Genomic DNA, 23,211 nt, shown 5'->3' with positions numbered 1-23,211 from the left:
CCCTCTACTATTCATACAGATAGAAAGAGAGCATTGTATCACTTTGCATACATGTTTTAGCCCCCTATTATTCTTTTTTAGCTACATGTGAATGAGAGATAAAGAGGAAGTTACGCTTTGGAGAAAGGAGGATACAGATGAACGAACTAAGCAAAAATATTGGAGAATATATCTATGTTAAATTAATTGGCGAGAAAAGGTTTAAAGGATTATTAATTGATGTAGGCAATGATATTGTTGTTATTTATGATGGGAAAGACTACATCTATATTTCCTTATATCATATTCAACATTATAAATTTATGGCGAGTCTTGTGACCGAAATACAAAAGCCAGAAACAGATTCTGCTATTAAAAGAGAGTCACCGTCAATTTCCCTTCGAAAAGTACTGAGCACATCTAAAGGGATTTTTACGGAGATTTATGTAGCTGGTGGTTATCCTATTCATGGTTATGTTGCAAGTGTTATGAATGATTATTTAGTATTCTATAGCCCTGTGTACAAAACAGTATATATTTCTTTAAAACATCTAAAATGGTTAATCCCCTACCAAGAAAATCAAATTCCGTATTCCCTCAATAAAAATGAGCTTCCTGTTAATCCATTAAATATTACACTAGCTAGAACATTTGAAGAACAACTAATCAAAATGGCAGGAAAAATTATGGTGTTTGATTTAGGCGAACATTCAAATAAAATTGGGAAGATGACGAAAATTGAAGATGGTCATATTGAATTGATCAAGGCGCGTGATGAAAAAGTATATTTAAATATTCAACATGTAAAATCGGTTCATTTTCCGTAAGTTTGTTAAGAAGGCTTGCTTTTTCTTTTATGGGTGTAAAAGAAAAGGTCGAGCCTATTTTTATCCCCTAAAAGCCCGATTGGTGAGGGCTAACTATCAGTGTGGAATGAGGCCGCCACTAATTAAGGTTTCATTTTATGTAATTGTTAACAGGGGGAGTTTGTTCACTCTCTTTTTTAGTGTTGTGGTATGAAAGGGAGTTAGAATAAAAATAGTATAGCTATTTAATATAGGATAATATTACTAGAAATTTCACATGACGTAAAAGTTAGATAGGAATGACTTTAAAGGGCTTTACTCAAATTCAAAAAGAGCGCAATCTAGCTGATAATGCTAGTTATGATATTATGCTGCAGGAAATTGAGAGAATCGATGGATTTGTTAGTGAGTTAATGTTACTTGGAAAACCGAAACCAACAATGTATCAATTATGTGATATGCGAAAAGTTCTGTTATATGTTGTTCATTTGATGGAAAGTTATGCAATGCAGTACGCTGTGAAAATTCATATGCAAGTAGATGAGGCTTTACCTGATATAAAGGGTGATGAAAAACAATTAAAGCAAGTCTTATTAAACCTTGTAAAAAATGGGATTGAATCGATGATGCATGGTGGGAGTTTGAAAATTACTGTCTATAAAACAATAGAAAAAAATTGTTTATTTGTATTCAAGATCAGGGATGCGGTATGGATAGCGAAAGAATAGAGAGACTTGGAAAAGTTGTTTACACGACAAAGGAGAATGGAACAGGTCTTGGTTTAATCATTACACATAAAATTATTGAAGAGCATCAAGGGATGATTCAATTCAAAAGTAACATTGGCACAGGGACAAAAGTAGAAGTAACATTGCCAACTATATAGAATTTAAAGACAAGAGTACTTTTCAGAAAAGTGCTCTTGTTATGTAAATATAAACATTTTATAAAAAGCTTCAAGAATGCTTTTTTTTATAAAAAACTTAGTTTATAATGGAGGAAAATATCGACATGTAGTTTTATTACTCATGTACCGGTTTGTAGTTTTTACTTGTATGAATGTTTATATTGAATTGGGTTTTATGTGAATTAAAAAAGAGGGGTGCACATGCATCCTTTTTTCTATGCTGATATTATGACAGAGGTGGTACGATGGAACTAACATTAAATTCGACCGTATGTTTACACACGATTCAATTTCGAAAAGATCAAAAGAATTATATTGTAAAGGATACAATTACAGGAGAAAAATATGAAATGCCGCCACTTTGGATTGATGCACTTGCAATGATGCGTGACGGATTTTTATTGGGAGAAATTGAAGAAAAGCTAAAGGAAGAGTATCCAAAAGAAGAAGTGAATATTCTAGAATTTACGAGGCAATTGTTAGAACTAGAGCTTGTCGGAATGGTTGATGGAAAAGAAATTATTTGTAAGAAAAAGAAAGATAAAGATTATTTTGCATGGGTTCGTCCTCGGATTGAACAGTTTTTTCTTAATTTAAATCGAAAATATCGAAGCAGAGGTCAATGATGATCTCTGCTTTTTTGTTACAAGAATGAAATTAGGTATTCACCCAATTAAAGCCTCAAGCATATTGTAACTTATGTAAGTAGACTGCTATAAAGGAGTGAGGGCAGTGACAGGGAAAATTTTAAATTATTATGCTGGAGGAAATACCGCGAGAGGTTTTTATAGTTTATATGAGGAAAATGTAAGGGGATTGGAAAGACTTTTCATTTTGAAAGGTGGTCCAGGGACAGGGAAATCCTCATTGATGAAAGCAATTGGGCGTGAGTGGGTTGGAAAAGGATATGATATTGAACTGTTGCATTGTTCTTCTGATAATAAATCCATCGATGGTGTTATTATTCCAAAATTAAAAGTAGGAATTGTAGATGGAACAGCACCACATGTCATTGAGCCAAAAACACCTGGAGTTGTAGAGGAATACGTGAACTTAGGAGTTGCATGGGATTCAGAGAAATTACGAAAACATAAAGGTGAAATTATACATTATATTTCTGAAGCAAGTGGTGCATTTCAATCAGCGTATGCTTGTTTTAAAGAGGCGTTAGCTATACATGATGATTGGGAGAGAATTTATATTGATAATATTGATTTTCAAAAAGCGAATGAATTAACAAAGCAGCTTATACAAAAGCTATTTGCAGATAACAAAGGAAAACAAGCGGTGGTAAAGCACCGTTTCTTAGGGGCAGCAACACCAAAAGGGGCGGTTGATTTCGTTCCAAATTTAACAGAAGATATCCCGCATCGTTATTTTATAAAAGGACGCCCGGGTTCAGGAAAATCAACGATGTTAAAAAAATTAGCAGGGGCAGCGGAAGAGAAAGGATTTGAAGTTGAAGTATATCATTGCGGCTTTGATCCAAATAGCCTAGATATGATTATTGTAAGAGAATTAGGTTTTGCGATCTTTGACAGCACCGCGCCACATGAATATTTTCCAGAGCGAGAAGGTGATGAGATTATTGATATGTATGATCTCATTGTTACGCCAGGAACGGATGAAAAATATGCAACAGAAATTCGGGATGTTTCCATTCAATATAAAACAAAAATGAGTGAAGCAATGTCGTTCTTAGCGAAGGCAAAAGCAGTTCGAGATAAATTAGAACGGATTTATATTGCTGCGATGGATTTTACAAAAGTAGATATGTATAAAAATGAAATTCAGGGTGAGTTTGAGCGAATTGCAAAGCTTGTTAGCGAGCAACAAAAATGAAATGTTTATAGAGCTGCCAGGGAAGGCCTAGCAGCTTCCTTTTAAATTTAGTTATGTTACATACTATAGAGTTACTGAGATATTGATGTTGAAAGTAGAATAACACGCCAATAATAAGTAGATTATATTTGTCGAATTTCCAGGTAAATGATCAGAAAATGAGGATGATACATATGAGAGACAAAATTCAATTGGAATTAAGGAGAATTGAGAAAGCGAATAATGTGAAGGTTTTATTTGCGGTGGAATCTGGAAGTCGTGCATGGGGATTCCCGTCGAAAGATAGTGATTATGATGTTAGATTTGTATACATTCATCCAGTAGATTGGTATTTATCTATAAGTGAAAAATGTGATGTTATTGAATATCCAATTAGTGATGCTTTAGACATAAGTGGTTGGGATATTAGAAAAGCTCTGCAGCTATTTGCAAAATCAAATCCTGCATTATTAGAATGGATTCGTTCGCCAATCTTTTATTCTAAGAACTCTGATCTTCCAGAGCGTCTACAGAAAATGAGCGGAAATGATTTTGATCCTAAAGCAACGATTTATCACTACTTACATATGGCTTCAAAAAACTATCGTGAATTTCTACAAGGAGAGAGCGTGAAGTTGAAAAAGTACTTCTATGTATTGCGTCCTATTTTAGCTTGCAAATGGTTAGAAGAGAAAGGGACATTGCCGCCTGTAGAGTTTGAGAAGTTAATTACTGAACTAGTGTTAAAACAAAATATTTTAGCTGAGATTAATGATTTACTAATAAAGAAAAAAGATGGTATTGAGCTGGATATTGGTCTGAACATTACATTATTAAATGAATTTTTGGAAGAGCAGATTGCCTATTATCAAGAATATGTGAAAAGAATTGAAAAAGGGAAGGGCATTGAAGTTGAGAAGTTGAATGGTTTATTTCGCGATATGTTATTTGAAGTAATGGAAACAGAGCACCGATAATTTGGTGCTCTGTTTCTGTTAGCAGATTTTATTCTCCATCAACCCGTTTCAAAGGTTCATCCGCCGGCCCCTCAATTACATCCCCTTCAATTGAAAAGCGTGATCCATGACAAGGACAATCCCACGTACAATCACCGCTATTCCATTCTACTTCACAGCCAAGGTGTGTACAGGTCGTATCAACAATATGCAATTTTCCTTCGTTGTCTTTATAAGCGCCTGCACGTTTTCCATGTACTCTTACAACGGCCCCTTCACCATTTTCAAGATCTTCTGGTTTACGCAGAGCAAATTCTAACTTGCCTTCAATCAGATGTTTTGCTACATCAAGGTTTTGAGAAACAAATGTTTTTATATCTGGATCTGCATGGAATCGTGATGGGGCAAAGAGTTCTTTATACGGGTTATCTATTTTTGTAATAGAGTCCTTTAGTAGCTGGGCTGCAGCAGTTCCTGTTGTCATCCCCCATTTTCGATAACCTGTTGCAACGAATATATTTGGATTATTTTCATTAATATGGCCGATGTAAGGTAGTTTATCTAGGGTAATTAAGTCTTGTGTTGACCATCTGTAAGGGATTGCATCTATTCCAAATGTTTCTTCTGCGAAAGAGTACAATGCTTCATAATGAAGCATTGTATTGATTCCTTGTCCTGTTTTATGACTTTCACCCCCAACAAGAATAATTTTTTCTCCATTTACTGTTGTGTAACGTAAGGAGCGTGTAGGAGTGTCTATGCTTAAATACATGCCTCCGGGATAATCTTTTTTTGCTTTTATAGCTAGAACGTAGGAACGTTCTGCATACATTCTTGTGAAGAAAAAGCTATTTGCATCATAGAAAGGAAAATGAGAACAGGAGACGACATATCCACATGTAATACGATGGCCATCTTTTGTAATGACTTGCGGATAGAATCCTTTCTCGATATCGATTGCAGTGGTTTGCTCATAGATTGTTCCACCTGCTTCAATGAACTGTTCAATAAGATTTTTTAAATAATGAAGAGGGTGGAACTGTGCTTGTTTTTTCATAACAAGTGCTCCCTGAACTGAGATAGGAAGTGGAATGGAATCTACATAGTCACAAGGAATATTTAGCTTTTTATAAGCTTCATATTCTTTTGTTAATTTCCGTAATCCGTCATTGCAAGTTGTATATAAGTAGGCGTCTTCTTCAGTAAAGTCACAATCAATGTTATTTGTTCGGACTGTTTCTTTTATAAATCGCAATGCTTTTTCGTTTGCCTCATAGTATAGGCGTGCTTGATCAGCTCCAAAATGATCAATGAGCTCATCATAAATAAGGTCGTGTTGCGCAGTAATTTTTGCGGTCGTATGGCCTGTCGTTCCATTTAAAATATTTCCGGAATCGATTAAAACAACTTTCATGCCCTCTTTTGCAAGTAAATAAGCAGTTGTGATGCCTGTAATTCCAGCACCGATAATTGCAACTTCTGCTTTTATATTTTCTGATAGCTTGGGGAAAATAGGGAATGAAGTAGAGTCACGCCAGTACGGTTCTGGAAATTGGGGAAATGAATTGTTTGTCATCGTATGTCCCTCCTGTTTTAAAATAATTTACTACTTATTTTTTCCAATTTATATAAAATTCATGTAGATTATTTTCAATCTAGGAGAAGGAGATAATGTACAGTGAACAGAAGAAATTAAGAATAAGTTTTAAATATTTACAAAACATAAATATTATTCTAATATAATAAAAATGAGTATTCCTTTATAAGGTTATTTTAAATGACAGTCGATTCTATAAAGAATTATTGATGTTCATATATAAGCTGTTCTTGAGTGAAGCAGACTTTCTTATATGTGAAAGTATTTATATATATATAATGGATAAAAGCTTATAAAACCTATGCTTTTCCTTTGGTGAAATAAAATATTATTATGAAAATATAACCACATTTTATTACTAGGTCATAAAAGCTATTGACAATGTAGAAAGTCTATTGATATGATTCATCATGTGGAAAGGTTGATAAAGAGTAAAAAGAGAAATGTTTTTCATTGATAATAAAAGCGAAAATGAGTGACGATAGAGTGAGTATGATTTACTTATTATAAATGCTTTTTGTAATTAACTAGTATTATCAATCTGGAAACAAGAATTGATTTATGCAAGTTGCGTAAGCGCGGCATAAGAAAGGGGCAAAAGGATGAAGGAGCTTCATACGTTTGGATGGTATGCAGCACGTGTATCGCCGCATTTGCCAAAAAAAGCATTTAAACCAGTTCCAACTCGTTTGTTTGGTGGACTGGCTTATTTACTTGTGGCGGTAGCTGGGTTAATAGCGATTGGTTTATTCGATTTGAATGTGTGGGCAAATCTTGGAATTGCAATTGTTCTAGGATTATGTTTTGCTTCACTTGGGTTTTTAGGACATGAAATTTTGCACGGAACAGTTGTAAGGAAAGCATGGCTTCGTGATTTTTTAGGGGCAATTGCATTTATGCCATTATCTACAGGACCGAAATTGTGGAGAAAATGGCACAATGCGACGCACCATGTTCATACACAGCATGAAGAACATGACCCTGATGCGTGGCCAACACTTGAAAAGATGAAGAAGAGTAAATTTTTAAGATGGGTGTATCGTATGCCCTTGCATGTACGTTCTTTCTTCAGTTTTCTGTCACTAACAATTCAATTTACAATACATTCAACTCGTATGTTCTTTCATTTTATAAAAGAATTTAAGTCATCGAATCAGAAGTCTGTATGGCTTCAACTTCTTTTGCCATGGACGGTTTGGATTAGTTTGCTATTTATTATGGGGCCTACGAAGTGGTTGTTTGCTTATGTGATTCCATTATTAATTGCAAACTTTATTGTAATGGGCTATATTGCAACCAATCACCGCTTAAATCCAATTGTTCCTGTAAATGATCCATTAGCTAACTGTTTATCTGTAACAGTGCCGCGCTGGGTTGATGTTTTGCATTTTAACTTCTCATATCATACGGAACATCATTTGTTCCCTGCTATGAGTTCTAAGTATTACCCATTAGTAAAAGAAAAAATTAAAGAAATGTGGCCGGAGCGTTATCATGAAATGCCGATGACGAAAGCAATGGCAGCACTTTGGAACACACCTCGCGTATATTATCAAGGCAGTGAATTAGTTGATCCTCATAGGGAACATTTCTATGGTTCTTTAGGGAATGGGTTAGACCCTAATAATATTGCATATCGTGAGGAGCATATAAAAGAGCAGGAAACTATCAAAAAAGTGAATCCATGATTCTGGAATAGATTATTTAGAACCCTTTAACTAAAAAAAGCAAGCTACCTAAAAAGTAGCTTGCTTTTTTTAGTTTGTATTTTGATTGTTTTTTTGCATGTAATAGTAACTTTTCATTGATCCCTTTTTCAATCTAATAGATGAAAGGGTTGCTACAATTCTTCCTATAAAGAGACTGCTTTTTCTTTCTCTTTATTTACTTGTAAAGAATTACTCTGTTTACGCTGAAGTCTTTTTTCTAAGAGGTTTACGAGATAGGTAAATAAAAGGACGAGTGCAAGATAATATATACCAACAACAATATATGTTTCTAATTGTTGGAAATTCCCAGCCGCTATAGAAAGACCAGAGCCCCATAATTCTGGCATACCTACATAGGCAACAAGTGAAGAATCCTTTAACCCGATAATAAATTGGTTTCCTAGGGGCGGAATAGAGAGACGAAATGCTTGTGGTAAGATAATGCGTCGCATAGCCAGTGGATAAGACATCCCAAGGGAACGGGCAGCCTCTAATTGTCCACGATCGACGGATTGAATAGATCCGCGGAAAATTTCTGTAATATATGCTCCGTTATGAATAGCTAAAGCGATTGCCCCCGCCCAAAAAGGTGTGAAGACAATGATAGATGTAATCCCGAAGTAAAGAATGGCAATTTGTACGATTAAAGGTGTACCACGGATAATAGCAATGTAAACATGTGCAATACTATTTAATACTTTATTATTAGAAATACGAAAGAAGGCAAATAGTAGTCCGATTAATGAACCGAGTAGTAAGGAAGTTAATGTTAATTGTAATGTTATGCCAACAGCCTTTAGAAGTGTAGGGTACGTAGATATGAAAATTTCAAACATTAATTTCACCTCAATATAGAATTTATTTTAGGAAATAGATGCAAATACCCCACGGCTGAGGTGGGGCATCGCTTATGGATTAAAAATGATTTGTTTTTTAGAAGGGTAAATCATTTTATTTTGTCTTTTCCTCTTCTCCAAGAATATTTTTTCCAAACCATTTTTTACTGATTTTTTCATATGTGCCATCTTTAATAATTTCCTCCAATGCTTTGTTTACTTTCTTCACCATTTCTTTATCATCTTTGCGAATTGCAATTCCCATTTCCTCAAGATTTAATGGTTTGCCAGCTTCTTTTATATTTGATTTCCCTTCTTTTATCATGCGAAGACCAACCATTTGATCCGTAATAACAGCATCTACTCGGCCTGGTTCTAAATCCATAAGAGCTGTAATGTCACTGTCGTATTCTGTGATTTGATCTGTATGTTTTTCCACAAGTGTTTTAAATGTACTAGCTTTTACAACACCGATTTTTTTTCCTTTTAAGTCTTCTACTGAAGAAATGGAATTGTTCTTTTTAGCTACGAAAATTTGTGCACCAGAGCGATAGTATGGATTCGTAAAATTAACGGCTTTTAGGCGGTCTTCTGTAATTGCCATACTTCCTAATATGACGTCATATTTTTTTGCTTTTAGACCTTGAATCAATGTTTCCCAAGGATTTGTAACTGGAACAGGCTTCATTCCCATTTTTTTTGCGAGTGCCTCACCAATTTCGACATCAAAACCAACTAGTTTTCCGTCATTTTCTTTGAAATTAAAAGGTTTATATAAGCCGCTCATTGCGTAGCGAAACTCTTTCCCTTCATTTGTTGAAGTTTCCTTACTACAGGCTCCAAGGACGAAGGATATACATAGTGTAATTGCTGCAAAAACAGTAAGTATTTTCTTTCTCATAAAACCCCTCCTATGATTTATCCTACACATATGGGCAGTATAGCCACGTTTTTTTATATGCTATAGAAAGTTTCTATAGATGAGGCGGTTATGCTACCCGTATGAGTTTTAAGTGTTTAAACATGCATGAAGAGTAAAATCCCTCTCTATAAAATGTTTCGTAAAAACTGTTTTGCTCTCTCATTTGACGGTGCTGAAAAAAATTGTTCTGGTGGTGCATCCTCTACAATTTGTCCATCATCCATAAAAATGACGCGATCTGCTACATCTCGTGCAAAGTTCATTTCATGGGTGACGATTACCATTGTCATTCCTTCACCAGCAAGCTCTTTCATAACTTGGAGTACTTCTCCAACAAGTTCAGGATCAAGAGCAGATGTAGGTTCATCAAATAGCATGATTTTAGGATTCATTGCAAGTGCGCGTGCGATCGCAACACGTTGTTTTTGTCCACCAGATAAAAGGTGAGGTGTCACGTTTGCTTTGTCTTGTAATCCAACCTTTTGTAATAGGTCGGTTCCAATTTCTTTCGCTTTTGTTTTGTCCATTTTTTTTACATGAATAGGTGCTTCTATGATGTTTTCTAATGAGGTCATATGTGGAAAGAGGTTAAAATGTTGAAATACCATTCCAACATTTTCGCGGACTTTGTTTAAGTTTGTACTTTTAGGATTAATTCGTTTCCCTTGTAAGTGAATTTCTCCTTCATCGTACATTTCTAAAAAGTTGAGACAACGAAGTAAAGTGCTTTTTCCTGAACCGCTCGCGCCAATTAAAACAACAACTTCTTTTTCTTTTACTTCTAAATTGATCCCTTTTAAAACGTCTAATGAACCAAATGACTTTACTAGATTTTGAACTTGAATCATACCAATCCCCCAGTCAAACTTGTATTTTACAAATGTTTCCCCTTATTTTTGTTATTAGTCATAAAGTGCCAAAACCCTTTATTTTTTGCGAAAAACATTGTCTAGGGGACGTGAAATTAGGAAGATGATTACGGTTAGTAAGGTGATAAAAAGAGGCTTTGAAAAAAATAAAAAAGTGAGAGAAATTTATATTTTATTTATGGAAGGGAGGGATGCTTTGTGGGAATCGAAAAACATTACAAGGGTCATATACTGTTTTGACAGAAGACAATTATGCAGGGGAGCTTTGGAAGACTTAAATTTAAGTTTATGCGAGCTACATTATATTCAGGATCTTCTGGAGTTACAATGCGCCCTGTTAATTTTGTTTTTTTCATTATATTGTTCCTTTCCATATGAGATTGGTTCTTATTATTGTATGAGAAAGCTTGTTTGAGAGTGTTTGAATCATAAATTGTATGTATATGAAGAATGAATAGGGTGATTAAAATGTTAGTATATTTTTTAGAGGATTTAAGTAAAAATGGAAACGTATGGATGTGTATTCGGCAGTATGTATTTAGTGTTGCCATACTAGATACTATAGAAATTTTTAGCAGTACTCCAACAGAAGTCCCCTTTCTCAAGCACGTGCAGGACATAGTCCAGGATGAAATCATATAAGAGGGATAATTAAAAACTATGAACGTTTCCGCAACATTTACCTTTATCTCTTTCGAATGGAAATTATAGCAAGATATAATAAAGTTATAATATTCGAAAGGATGTCTTTTATGAAAAAGGAGAAAAGACAACGGCTAATTAAACAATTGATAAGAGAGTGTGAAATAGATACACAAGAGAAATTAGTAGAATTGTTAGAAGAACATGGTGTAGTAGTTACACAAGCAACGATTTCACGAGATATTCGTGAATTAAATTTAATAAAGGTAGCCTCTGCAAGTGGATTAACAATATATAAGGTTTTTTCAGAAGACAGTTTACAAACGGATATGAAATTAAAGAAAAAACTAAAAGAAGTTGTTGTGAAAATTGATTGTGTAGAGCAATTAACAATCATTAAAACATTACCGGGAAATGCCCATGTTATTGGTGTATTATTGGATTCTTTAGATTGGAAAGAAAAAGTAGGATGTATATGTGGAAATGATACGTGCCTTGTGATTTCTCGATCACAATCGGATAGGAAGGTTCTAGAAGAAAGATTGAAATTGATTATGTAAGTGAAGATCCTATTTCTAATTTTTATTAGAAATAGGATTTTTTTTTTGAAATTTTAATATGAATTAATAAAGGGTTATTCATTATATATACGTAATATATAGCTGTTTTGTGAAATATGGGATAAAAAAACTTATAAAAATACAAATATATATTATTTTAAAAAATAACTTGTGAAATATTCCACTTAATAATGTTAGCGTTTTCACAAAGGAGGAAGCACGTACCGTTTATTATGTACTTGTAGACATCAAACAAATTTAAAAGGAGGTACAACAAATGAAACATCCGATACATGTTACTTCAGAAATTGGGGAATTACAAACGGTTTTATTAAAACGTCCTGGTAAAGAAGTGGAAAATTTAACGCCAGATTATTTGCAACAATTATTATTTGACGATATCCCATATTTACCAATTATTCAAAAAGAACATGATTATTTTGCACAAACATTACGCAATCGGGGTGTTGAAGTTCTTTATTTAGAAAAACTAGCAGCTGAGGCGTTAGTTGATAAAAAACTTCGTGAAGAATTTGTTGATCGTATTTTAAAAGAAGGACAGACTGACGTAAATGTTGCACATCAAACTTTAAAAGAATATTTACTTTCCTTTTCAAATGAAGAATTGATTCAAAAAATTATGGGTGGCGTGCGGAAAAACGAAATTGAAACGAGTAAAAAAACGCATCTGTATGAATTAATGGAAGATCATTATCCATTTTATTTAGATCCAATGCCAAATTTATATTTTACTCGTGATCCAGCAGCTAGTATAGGTGACGGTTTAACAATTAACAAAATGAGAGAACCGGCACGGAGACGTGAATCATTGTTTATGGAATATATCATTAAACATCATCCACGATTTGCAAGTCATGATGTGCCAGTTTGGTTAGATCGTGATTATAAATTTCCGATTGAAGGTGGCGACGAACTGATTTTAAATGAGGAAACAATTGCAATTGGCGTATCTGCTCGTACTTCAGCTAAAGCGATTGAGCGTTTAGCTAAAAATTTATTTAGTCGTCAAAATAAAATTAAGAAAGTAGTGGCGATAGAAATTCCAAAATGTCGAGCGTTTATGCATTTAGATACAGTATTTACAATGGTCGATTACGATAAATTTACAATTCACCCGGCTATTCAAGGACCAAAAGGAAATATGAATATATATATATTAGAAAAAGGAAAGGATGAAGAAACTCTTAAAATTACCCATCGTACATCTTTAACTGAAGCTTTAAAAGAAGTATTAGGATTAAGTGAATTAGTACTTATCCCTTGCGGAGGAGGAGATGTAATCGCTTCTGCTCGTGAACAATGGAACGATGGATCTAATACATTGGCAATTGCGCCAGGAGTAGTTGTTACATATGATCGCAACTATGTCTCCAATGCTTTATTACGTGAGCATGGTATAGAAGTTATTGAAGTACTCAGTTCGGAATTATCTCGCGGTCGTGGGGGTCCACGTTGCATGAGTATGCCGATTGTTCGAAAAGATATTTAGTATAAATAACGGAGAAAGTAGGGATGAATCATGTTAATGACTAAACCAAACTTAAAAGGAAGAAGTTTTCTTGCTGAAAAAGATTTTACGGAAGAAGAATTATTATACTTTCTAGATTTAGCAGCAGAATTAAAAGAGAAAAAGAAAAATGGTATCCCGCATCATTATTTAGAAGGTAAAAATGTAGCACTCTTATTCGAAAAAACTTCAACTCGTACACGGTGTGCATTTACAGTAGCTTGTACAGATTTAGGTGCAAACCCTGAATATTTAGGTAAAGGTGATATTCAGCTTGGAAAAAAAGAATCTGTTGAAGATACAGCAAAAGTTCTAGGGCGTATGTTCGATGGAATTGAGTTCCGTGGCTTCGCTCATGCAACAGTAGAATCTTTAGCAGAAAATTCAGGTGTGCCAGTATGGAATGGTTTAACAGATATGTGGCATCCAACACAAACACTTGCAGATTTATTAACAATAAGAGAGCATGTGGGACGTTTAAAAGACGTTAAGCTCGTTTATGTTGGAGACGGGCGGAACAATGTAGCAAATAGCTTATTAGTCGGCGGTGCAATTGTTGGAATGGAAGTCCGTATTTGTACACCAGAATCATTATGGCCAGCACAAGAAGTGATTGATTTAGCGAAAAAATACAATGACCGGGTAATGGTAACAAGTAGTGTGGAAGAAGCTGTTGCAGGTGCAGATGTAATTTATACGGATGTATGGGTATCCATGGGAGAAGAAGATAAATTTGCTGAACGTATTGAACTACTGAAACCATATCAAGTAAATATGCAAATGATTAAAGGAACTGGAAATGATAATGTTATGTTCTTACATTGTTTACCTGCATTCCATGATGTGGAAACATTGTACGGGGAAGAGATTTATGAAAAATATGGAATAAAAGAAATGGAAGTAAGTGACGAAGTCTTCCGTAGTAAGCATTCAAAAGTATTTGATCAAGCAGAAAATAGAATGCATACAATTAAAGCAGTTATGGCAGCTACTTTAGGAAATATGGAATAAAGAAGGGGGTTAATCCTCCTTCTTTCTCCTCCTTTAGACACTATCATTCACTATTGTTGTTTTATTCTTATTGCAATTAAAGAGAGGTGAGTGTAATGGGTGAAGAAAAGAAATTAGGATTACTTACTTTAACAGCCCTTGTAGTTGGCTCTATGATCGGTGGTGGCGCATTTAATTTAGCAAGTGACATGTCAAAAGGTGCTGGTGCCGGGGCTATTATTATCGGTTGGGTTATAACGGGAATTGGAATGATTGCTCTTGGATTATCATTTCAAAATTTAACTGTAAAAAGACCAGATTTAGATGGTGGTATTTTTAGTTATGCAAAAGCAGGATTTGGTAATTTTATGGGGTTTAATAGTGCGTGGGGATATTGGCTATCTGCTTGGCTTGGGAATGTAGCTTACGGTACATTGCTATTTTCTTCATTAGGCTATTTCTTCCCAGTTTTTGAAGGTGGACAAAATATAGCATCGATCATTGGAGCGAGCATATTACTGTGGTGTGTTCACATGTTAATTTTACGCGGTGTACAATCAGCTGCACTTGTAAATTTAGTAACTACAATTGCAAAGTTAGTACCTGTATTTGTATTTATTGTTGTAGGAATTTTCGCTTTTCATATCGATATTTTCTTAGATGGATTTTGGGGACAAGCTGGTTCCTTTTCTTGGGGAGCGGTAGGTAGTCAAGTTAAGAGCACAATGCTTGTAACTCTTTGGGTATTTATTGGTGTAGAGGGAGCTGTTGTTCTATCAAGTCGTGCAAAAAATAGAAGTGATATTGGGAAAGCAACTGTCATTGGATTAATCGGCACACTCATCATTTATATCCTGCTTACATTATTATCTCTTGGTCTTATGCAACAAGCTGATGTTGCTAATTTGAAAAGCCCAGCTATGGCGTATTTATTTGAAAGCGTTGTTGGAAAATGGGGCGCTATTTTTATTAACTTAGGTTTAGTCATTTCTGTATTAGGTGCTTGGTTAGGATGGACTTTACTCGCATCTGAAATTCCATATTTAGCTGCTAAAGACGGAGTATTTCCAAAGTGGTTTGCGAAAGAAAATAAGAACAAAGCTCCTGTAAATTCATTATGGATAACAAATAGTTTAATTCAAGTTTTCTTATTAACATTTGTTGTTTCAGATCAAGCATATCATTTTGCATTTTCTCTCGCTTCCTCTGCAATTTTAATTCCGTATGCTTTTTCAGCATTCTATCAATTTAAGCACAGTTTACAATCTGAAGACAAGGATCGAACAAAAAATATAATCATTGGTTTGGTAGCAAGTATCTATGGAATTTGGTTAGTTTATGCAGCTGGTTTAGACTACTTATTACTAACAATGACATTATATGCACCAGGTATTTTCATCTTTTACAATGTTCAAAAGCAAACGAATCCAAAACAAATATTTACACGTGTGGAACTGGCATCTTCTGTAGCTATTGGTGCCTTAGCATTTTTTGCGATTTACGGATTAATTACAGGGAGTATCACTTTATAAAATTTTGTGAAAATGAAATCAATTGGAGGGTTGAAATATGAAACGAAGAAAGATCGTAGTTGCACTAGGGGGAAATGCTATACAATCTGGAAAAGCCACTGCCGAGGCGCAGCAAGAAGCATTAGAAAGAACAGCAGAACAACTTGTTAAAATTATGGAAAATAACGTTGATATTGTTATTGCACATGGAAATGGCCCGCAAGTAGGTAATATTTTATTGCAACAAAAAGCAGCAGATACGGAAAAAACACCGGCAATGCCGTTAGATACTTGTGGTGCGATGAGCCAAGGGATGATCGGATATTGGATGGAAAATGCAATTGAGAAGGCTTTGAAAAAGCGTAAAATAAAAAAAGAAGTAGCCACGGTTATAACACGTGTTGTCGTGGATGAAAAGGATGAGGCATTCCAAAATCCAACAAAACCAATTGGTCCTTTCTATACAGAAGAAGAAGCAAGAAAGTTAATGGAAGAAACAAAAGCTGTATTTAAAGAGGATGCAGGAAGAGGATGGAGACGCGTTGTGCCATCACCAAAGCCTGTGAGTATTCATGAACATAAAATAATCAATTCATTAGTGGAAGATGGAAATATAGTAATTGCTGTTGGAGGCGGTGGAATCCCGGTTATTGACTCTGAGGAAGGTTTAAAAGGTACTGAAGCTGTCATTGATAAGGATTTCGCAGCTCAAAAGTTAGCGGAATTAGTAAATGCTGATACGCTTGTTATTTTAACTGCAGTTGATTATGTTTATGTGAATTTTAATCAACCTAATCAAAAGAGATTAGAGGCTGTTACAGTTAATGAATTAGAAGGGTATATACAGGAGAATCAATTTGCAGCAGGGAGCATGCTTCCAAAAATTGAAGCTGCTATTAGTTTTGCAAATGCAGATTCAAAACGAAAAACAATTATTACTTCTTTAGAGAAGGTATATGAAGCATTAGAAGAAAAAGCAGGTACTATTATTTCTAAGCAGGAAGTATGGGTTTGTGTATAAACATAGCTCTTCTATTACTAGTAATTTCAAAAAGAATGAGGTTAGTAACTTCATTCTTTTTGTTTGTTAATTTTTAGGAAAAATGTTCATAAAGTATTCATGATAAGCAAAAGCTGTGTAGGTTAAGTGTGATAAAATAAAAATGAATACGCTTTCTCGATGTTTCACTCCGATATATAGCAAGAGAGAAGGAATTTTATGGACAGACGGAACGTAGTTAAAGACTTGAAGCAGTTTGAATTATTTTCTCATGTAACAGATACAAAATTAAAAAGCCTATCAGAGTTTGTTTATTGGCGAACTTATAAGAAAGGTCAGTTTTTATTTTTAGAAGGTGATTCAAGAGAAAGAATTTATTTTGTGCTAGATGGTTTTGTAAAGTTAGAGCGAGTAAATCAAAACGGGAATTTATTATATGAAGACTATGTAAAGCGACTTTCTATTTTTCCTTATGGTGGTATGTTTACAGACAATGCATATAATTATACAGCGGAAGCAATGACAGATGTGGATGCTTACTATATTCCTACAGTGATTTTTGAAGATATGGTAAAAGCAAGTCGGACACAGCTAATGTACGTTGTTCAGCAGTTATCCTCTATATTAAAAATTAACGAAAATCGGGTGCAAAATATTACAATCCCAAATGCACAAGATCGTGTTATCCAGACATTAAATTATTTAATGAATGATTTAGGAGAACAAGATGGTAAGGAAATTGTAATCGCATGTCCACTTACAACAATTGAAATTTCAAAGATATCTGGAACATCTCGAGAGACTGTTAGCGGTGTATTAAAACAATTAAAAAATGATAGTATTGTTACGGTTCTAGGTAAAAAAATTACCATACATGATCCAACGTACTTTGAGGAAATTTCGATGTGAAAACTTCATATTGTATATTAATAAAGTTCTTTATATATTTATAAGGAACTTTTTTATGTTATTCCCTATAAAAAGATTGTATATTCCGATAATTTTAGCTAAAATCGATAATAAAAAACAAAGGAGAAGGGAGAAAGAATGATTCGGATTGAATATGATCGATTAGTAGCCATTTTTTACAGTGTCGGAGTATTACTATTAATAAAAATGCCAAATGATAATGAATTAATTGGAGAAAAATTATTTCACGCATACGGGATTCCAGTAGATACATATATTTATATGGGGTATAAGATTTCGAATATCTGGATTTGTTCTTTTGCATTACAAGCAATTTCTTTTCTATTTCTTATAAAGTGGTTAGAAAAGAAGGATTCTAATTGGTTAAAAAAGCTAAATAACATAAAAGTAGTGTGTATGAGTGTCTTGATTATCATAATGCCGTTTACTTTAAATGAAATACTTCAAACTCTTGATAAAACATGGCATTACACAGGGAAAAAAGGACTAGAGGCAATTGAATACAAAAAAGAGGATAGCCAATGTACGATGGAGAAAAAGGGAGATAATTTTGAACAAAATTGCGTCGTCACTTTAAAAAATTATCGCAATCATTCACAAGCATTACAACTTGTTTTATATCAAGATGCAAATCAAAAATTAAAGAGTTATCAGGTACCAACACCTTTTTACTTACAGCGACATGAAACAAAGCAATTTGAGTTTCAAGTTCCAGTTGTTTATGATGACATCGTAGTGAAAAATAAAGCACCAAATATTAAATTGCGGTCATTAAAATGAAAATCATAAGACAGATAATTAGTTTATGAAAATGAGGTTTGTTATTAAGAGAAAGAATTAGAAATGAAAAAGAAAAATAAACTTTAGTCATCCAAAATGTTGCGAATAATCGGGCATAAATTGGATGATTTTTTATTTGTAATTAAGACCCACATATCAAAATTTAGGGAACCAACTGTCCGTAAAAGCCCGATTGGTGAGGGCTAATAATCAGTGGGGGATGAAGAATCCCCACTGATTAAAGTTTCACTTTATTAATGATAAAGGGGAGTGAGAAATTCCCACCAAGTATGTACACCATAAAAAATATGTAAGGTTAATGAAATGAGGTATTGTTTCTTAAAGAAAAGTAGATATTTAGTAATAAGATGAAAATTCTCATTGCAAACTCTCCATATTTTGTTATGATAGTGTTACGAAAACGTTTGCATAAATTTTCAAATAGATGCAAAAGGAGAGAATTATTATGAATAAAACATGGTGGAAAGAAGCTGTCGCTTATCAAATTTATCCGCGTAGCTTTATGGATTCCAACGGTGATGGTATTGGGGATTTACAAGGTATTATTGCAAAGCTTGATTATTTAAAGGATTTAGGAATAGATGTAATTTGGATTTGTCCAATGTATAAATCGCCGAATGATGATAATGGCTATGATATTAGTGATTATCAAGACATTATGGATGAGTTTGGTACGATGGCTGATTTTGATGAATTACTAGATGAAGTGCATAAACGTGGTATGAAGCTCATTATTGATTTAGTTATTAATCACACGAGTGATGAACATCCTTGGTTTATTGAATCGCGTTCGTCTAAAGATAATCCAAAACGTGATTGGTATATTTGGCGCGATGGTAAGGATGGAGAAGAACCAAATAATTGGGAAAGTATTTTTAGCGGTTCTGCTTGGGAATATGATGAAGTAACAGATCAATATTTCTTACACATATTCTCACGTAAACAACCAGATTTAAACTGGGAGAATGCACAGGTCCGTGAAGTTTTATATGATACTGTAAACTGGTGGCTAGATAAAGGAATTGATGGTTTCCGTGTAGATGCAATCAGTCATATCAAAAAAGAAGAAGGCCTAAAAGACATGGCAAATCCGAAAGGGTTAAAGTATGTGCCTTCTTTTGATAAACATATGAATGTAAATGGAATTCAGCCACTTTTAGAAGAGTTGAAGGAGAATACATTTTCAAAATACGATATTATGACTGTTGGGGAAGCCAATGGTGTCAAAGTTGAAGATGCTGATCTTTGGGTTGGAGAAGAAAACGGTAAATTTAATATGGTATTTCAGTTTGAGCATTTAAGTTTATGGGATGCAGAAAAGAAAAAGGAACTTGATGTTGTGGAACTGAAAAAGGTGTTAACGAAGTGGCAAAAAGGTTTAGAAAATAAGGGATGGAATGCGTTGTATATTGAAAATCATGATAAACCACGGATTGTTTCTACGTGGGGAGATGATAAACAGTATTGGCGTGAAAGTGCAACAGCTTTAGGAGCAATGTACTTCTTTATGCACGGAACACCGTTTATTTATCAAGGACAAGAAATTGGTATGACAAATGTTCAATTCCCAAATATTGAAGATTATGATGACGTAGCAATTAAGAATTTATATCGCGAGAAAATTGAAGAAGGCGTATCACATCAAGAGATGATGGAAATTATTTGGGCATCTTGTCGTGATAATTCACGTACACCAATGCAATGGAATGATGAAGAAAACGCTGGTTTTACAACAGGGAAACCGTGGTTTGGAATGAACCCAAATTATAAAGAAATTAATGTTCAAAAGCAGCAAGTAGAGGCTAGTTCTATTTTTAATTTCTATAAAAAGATGATTGCACTTAAAAAAGAGCATGATGTATTTAATTATGGCACATATGATTTGATTTTAGAGAATGATCCGCAGATTTATGCGTATACGCGTACGTTGAATGATGAAAAAGTTGTTGTGATTAGTAATATATCTAAAGAAAATGCTGTGTATAATGAGGATACATTCTCTTTAGAACGCAAACGTTTGCTTTTAAATAACTATGAAGTAGTGGAACATAATAAATGTACTACAATTACTTTAAAGCCTTATGAAACAAGGGTTTATCGTATTTATTGATAAAAAAAGATGCTCTCGTAGCATCTTTTTTTATGAAAAATAATAAATTTATATTGCAATGTGAAAACGCTTTTATTAAAATAGATTTATGAAAACGTTTGCGTTAAAAAGGTATCGTTTTCGTAGGCAAAAAGAAATTATTATCTATATTAGTAGGGATTTTATAAATAAAGAGGAGGAAAAAACAGATGAAAATTACGTCTTTTGATTTTTGGCAGAAGTTCGGGAAAGCATTGCTAGTTGTTGTAGCTGTTATGCCAGCTGCTGGCTTAATGATTTCCATCGGTAAGCTAATTGGTATGTCTGCTGGGGATGTAAATGCAGTACATACCATTGCTAGAGTAATGGAAGACATCGGTTGGGCAATTATTACAAACTTACATATTTTATTTGCTGTAGCGATTGGGGGATCTTGGGCGAAAGATCGGGCAGGTGGTGCATTCGCAGCGCTGTTAGCATTCGTCTTAACGAACCGAATTACAGGAGCTATATTTGGTGTTAACGCTGAAATGTTAACGGATTCAAAAGCGAAAGTTTCCTCATTATTAGCAGGTGATTTAATTGTTAAAGATTATTTCACTTCAGTACTTGGTGCACCAGCATTGAACATGGGAGTTTTCGTAGGGATTATTACAGGGTTCTTAGGAGCTACCTTATATAACAAATACTATAATTATAATAAATTACCACAAGCATTAGCGTTCTTTAACGGAAAACGATTTGTACCATTTGTTGTAATTGTATGGTCTACAGTTACTGCGATTGCTTTATCACTTTTATGGCCATTTATCCAAAGCGGATTAAATGAGTTTGGTCGCTGGATCGCAGCATCAAAAGATAGTGCACCAATTGTTGCACCATTTGTATACGGAACATTAGAGCGTTTACTATTACCGTTCGGATTACATCATATGTTAACGATTCCGATGAACTATACGGAGCTTGGTGGAACATATACGATGTTAACTGGAGCAAAAGTTGGTCAGGTTGTTGCGGGACAAGATCCATTATGGCTTGCATGGATTACTGATTTAAATAACTTGTTAGCAAAAGGGGATACCAAAGCATATAACGATTTATTAAATAATGTTGTGCCAGCTCGTTTCAAAGTTGGGCAAGTTATTGGTTCAACTGCATCATTAATTGGTATTGCATTTGCGATGTTCCGTAATGTCGATAAAGATAAACGTGCAAAATATAAACCAATGTTCTTATCTGCAGCATTAGCAGTATTTTTAACAGGTGTAACGGAACCAATTGAATTTATGTTCATGTTCATTGCACCAGTATTATATATTGTATATGCAATTATAACAGGACTTGCATTTGCGTTGGCGGATCTTATTCACTTACGTGTCCATGCTTTTGGTTTTATTGAGTTAATTACACGTACACCAATGATGATTAATGCAGGATTAACAAGAGACTTAATTAACTTTGTTGTTGTGTCAGCGGTATTCTTCGGTTTAAACTTTACAGTATTTAATTTCTTAATTAAAAAATTCAATTTACCAACGCCAGGACGTGCGGGTAACTATATTGATAATGAAGATGAATCTTCAGAAGGAACAGCAAATGTAAAAGATGGTTCTTTAGCAATGAAGGTTATTGATTTGTTAGGTGGAAAAGATAATATTGCGGATGTAGATGCTTGTATGACACGTTTACGTGTAACAGTGAAAAATTTAGAAGCTGTTGCACCAGAGGCACAGTGGAAGCAAAACGGTGCTTTAGGTCTCATTGTAAAAGACAAAGGTGTTCAAGCGGTATATGGTCCGAAAGCTGATGTGTTGAAATCAGACATTCAAGATATGTTAGGTGCATAATAAATGAAGTTACTCACTTTAAACTGTCATTCTTGGCAAGAAGCGAATCAAATAGAAAAAATAAGACATCTTGCTAAAACGATTCAAGAGGAAGATTACGATGTTATTGCCTTGCAAGAAGTTAGTCAGTCTATAAAAGCTCAAAATGTATGCGATAACAAGAAAAAGGATAACTTTGGCCTTGTATTACTTGCAGAGCTTGAGAAGCTAGGTTTAGGAAATTACAACATTGTTTGGGATTACTCGCATATTGGTTATGACATATATGAAGAAGGTTCAGCTATCATAACGAAACATTCTATTGTGAAACAAGATTCTTTCTTTGTATCAGAAAGTAAGGATATCTCTTATTGGAAAGCGCGTAAAATTGTTAGCGTAACAATCTCTTATAAAAGTAAAAATATAACCTTTTATTCTTGTCATCTTGGTTGGTGGAATGATGAAGAAGAATCGTTTCAACGACAAGTCGATTGTTTAATAAAGCATATGAATGAAAACGAACTTTCAATTTTAATGGGCGATTTTAATAATAATGCCCGTTTACAAGGAGAAGGATACGATTATCTCATGCAAAAAGGGCTTTATGACACATATGAGCTAGCTTTGGAAAAAGATGAAGGAACAACTGTACAAGGAAAAATTGCTGGTTGGGATGAAAATAAGCAAAATTTACGAATTGATCTTATTTTAAGTAACAAACCAAAAACAGTTATTTCTTCAAAAGTCATTTTCAATGGTATAAATCGAAATATTATTTCAGATCATTTCGGAGTAGAAGTTCAATTGGATATATAATAATAGAAGAAATCCTCATAGCAATGTAAGCGCTATGAGGATTTTTTTTGTGAATACAAGTATTTCCAAGATAAAATACTTGTATTTTTTATGACATTTCCTATATATTTGTTATT

20 protein-coding genes and 2 pseudogenes are annotated in these 23,211 nt (G+C 34.1%); 16 read left to right on the top strand and 6 right to left on the bottom strand.

The genetic code is table 11. The annotated features are described in order from the left end of the window. The first annotated feature begins 137 nt into the window (after positions 1–137). The 5 genes and pseudogenes from MHH45_RS14495 to MHH45_RS14475 all read left to right on the top strand — a co-directional run bounded on the left by MHH45_RS14495 (position 138) and on the right by MHH45_RS14475 (position 4,490). Positions 138–806: a DUF2642 domain-containing protein gene (locus tag MHH45_RS14495; RefSeq protein WP_077295016.1), complete on the top strand. Its 669-nt coding sequence runs from the start codon at positions 138–140 to the stop codon at positions 804–806. A 284-nt stretch (positions 807–1,090) separates the two neighbouring features. Continuing rightward, positions 1,091–1,671: pseudogene (locus MHH45_RS14490) on the top strand (ATP-binding protein); the annotation flags it as partial. A gap of 266 nt (positions 1,672–1,937) precedes the next feature. Continuing rightward, complete coding sequence (locus tag MHH45_RS14485; protein ID WP_003194716.1) at positions 1,938–2,318, top strand: hypothetical protein; 381 nt, start codon at positions 1,938–1,940, stop codon at positions 2,316–2,318. A 106-nt stretch (positions 2,319–2,424) separates the two neighbouring features. After that, entirely contained in the window at positions 2,425–3,534 is a 1,110-nt protein-coding gene (locus MHH45_RS14480) for a PRK06851 family protein (RefSeq protein WP_077295020.1), read from the top strand. Positions 3,535–3,707: 173 nt separating this feature from the next. Continuing rightward, positions 3,708–4,490, top strand: a complete 783-nt coding sequence (locus tag MHH45_RS14475; protein WP_016112891.1) for a nucleotidyltransferase domain-containing protein — start codon at positions 3,708–3,710, stop codon at positions 4,488–4,490. A gap of 28 nt (positions 4,491–4,518) precedes the next feature. Here the strand turns inward: MHH45_RS14475 and MHH45_RS14470 are convergent, their stop codons facing one another. After that, a complete protein-coding gene (locus tag MHH45_RS14470) occupies positions 4,519–6,045 on the bottom strand; it encodes an FAD-dependent oxidoreductase (protein WP_088093914.1) in 1,527 nt (508 codons plus the stop codon). Positions 6,046–6,668: 623 nt separating this feature from the next. On the opposite strand from MHH45_RS14470, the gene MHH45_RS14465 reads away from it, so the two are divergent. Then, on the top strand, positions 6,669–7,754 hold the full coding sequence (locus tag MHH45_RS14465) for a fatty acid desaturase family protein (protein WP_016112893.1): 1,086 nt from the start codon (positions 6,669–6,671) through the stop codon (positions 7,752–7,754). A 164-nt stretch (positions 7,755–7,918) separates the two neighbouring features. Here MHH45_RS14465 and MHH45_RS14460 read toward each other — a convergent pair whose 3' ends face one another. From MHH45_RS14460 to MHH45_RS14440, 5 genes and pseudogenes are all read right to left on the bottom strand, one after another. Continuing rightward, positions 7,919–8,611, bottom strand: a complete 693-nt coding sequence (locus MHH45_RS14460) for an amino acid ABC transporter permease (RefSeq protein ID WP_016112894.1) — start codon at positions 8,609–8,611, stop codon at positions 7,919–7,921. A gap of 115 nt (positions 8,612–8,726) precedes the next feature. After that, positions 8,727–9,512: an ABC transporter substrate-binding protein gene (locus MHH45_RS14455; RefSeq protein WP_016132515.1), complete on the bottom strand. Its 786-nt coding sequence runs from the start codon at positions 9,510–9,512 to the stop codon at positions 8,727–8,729. A 146-nt stretch (positions 9,513–9,658) separates the two neighbouring features. Beyond that, positions 9,659–10,381, bottom strand: coding sequence for an amino acid ABC transporter ATP-binding protein (locus MHH45_RS14450; RefSeq protein WP_016112896.1), 723 nt, complete (start codon positions 10,379–10,381; stop codon positions 9,659–9,661). 193 nt (positions 10,382–10,574) lie between these two features. Continuing rightward, the gene (locus MHH45_RS14445) at positions 10,575–10,652 is read right to left on the bottom strand and encodes a BBE domain-containing protein (RefSeq protein ID WP_077295055.1); all 78 of its coding nucleotides are present in this window, start codon (positions 10,650–10,652) and stop codon (positions 10,575–10,577) included. After that, positions 10,636–10,758 (bottom strand): annotated as a pseudogene (locus tag MHH45_RS14440) (hypothetical protein); the annotation flags it as partial. The pseudogene MHH45_RS14440 and the gene MHH45_RS14445, both read right to left, overlap by 17 nt. 396 nt (positions 10,759–11,154) lie before the next feature. Between MHH45_RS14440 and argR the strand changes: the two are divergent. The 10 genes from argR to MHH45_RS14390 all read left to right on the top strand — a co-directional run bounded on the left by argR (position 11,155) and on the right by MHH45_RS14390 (position 23,095). Beyond that, complete coding sequence (gene argR / locus MHH45_RS14435; protein ID WP_016112899.1) at positions 11,155–11,604, top strand: arginine repressor; 450 nt, start codon at positions 11,155–11,157, stop codon at positions 11,602–11,604. Between the two features lie 277 nt (positions 11,605–11,881). Next, positions 11,882–13,114 (top strand): arginine deiminase, encoded by a 1,233-nt coding sequence (gene arcA / locus MHH45_RS14430; RefSeq protein ID WP_016112900.1) that lies wholly within the window; start codon positions 11,882–11,884, stop codon positions 13,112–13,114. 30 nt (positions 13,115–13,144) lie between these two features. After that, the gene (gene argF / locus MHH45_RS14425; RefSeq protein ID WP_016112901.1) at positions 13,145–14,143 is read left to right on the top strand and encodes an ornithine carbamoyltransferase; all 999 of its coding nucleotides are present in this window, start codon (positions 13,145–13,147) and stop codon (positions 14,141–14,143) included. A 95-nt stretch (positions 14,144–14,238) separates the two neighbouring features. Continuing rightward, positions 14,239–15,654: an arginine-ornithine antiporter gene (gene arcD / locus MHH45_RS14420; RefSeq protein WP_088093915.1), complete on the top strand. Its 1,416-nt coding sequence runs from the start codon at positions 14,239–14,241 to the stop codon at positions 15,652–15,654. 37 nt (positions 15,655–15,691) lie between these two features. Then, a complete protein-coding gene (gene arcC, locus MHH45_RS14415; RefSeq protein ID WP_016132335.1) occupies positions 15,692–16,654 on the top strand; it encodes a carbamate kinase in 963 nt (320 codons plus the stop codon). A gap of 198 nt (positions 16,655–16,852) precedes the next feature. Then, positions 16,853–17,542 (top strand): Crp/Fnr family transcriptional regulator, encoded by a 690-nt coding sequence (locus MHH45_RS14410; protein WP_016112904.1) that lies wholly within the window; start codon positions 16,853–16,855, stop codon positions 17,540–17,542. Between the two features lie 138 nt (positions 17,543–17,680). Further along, positions 17,681–18,343 carry a hypothetical protein gene (locus MHH45_RS14405; RefSeq protein WP_016112905.1) on the top strand — a complete coding sequence of 221 codons (663 nt, stop codon included), beginning with the start codon at positions 17,681–17,683 and terminating at the stop codon, positions 18,341–18,343. Positions 18,344–18,809: 466 nt separating this feature from the next. Beyond that, positions 18,810–20,474 carry a glycoside hydrolase family 13 protein gene (locus MHH45_RS14400; protein WP_016112906.1) on the top strand — a complete coding sequence of 555 codons (1,665 nt, stop codon included), beginning with the start codon at positions 18,810–18,812 and terminating at the stop codon, positions 20,472–20,474. A gap of 188 nt (positions 20,475–20,662) precedes the next feature. Further along, positions 20,663–22,300, top strand: coding sequence for a PTS transporter subunit IIBC (locus tag MHH45_RS14395; protein ID WP_016112907.1), 1,638 nt, complete (start codon positions 20,663–20,665; stop codon positions 22,298–22,300). A gap of 3 nt (positions 22,301–22,303) precedes the next feature. Continuing rightward, entirely contained in the window at positions 22,304–23,095 is a 792-nt protein-coding gene (locus tag MHH45_RS14390) for an endonuclease/exonuclease/phosphatase family protein (RefSeq protein ID WP_016132518.1), read from the top strand. Positions 23,096–23,211 lie beyond the last annotated feature (116 nt).

Source organism: Bacillus sp. FSL K6-0042, from assembly GCF_038006685.1.
Classification (GTDB): Bacteria; Bacillota; Bacilli; order Bacillales; family Bacillaceae_G; genus Bacillus_A; species Bacillus_A pseudomycoides.
This window is presented reverse-complemented; position numbering and strand designations above follow the sequence as displayed.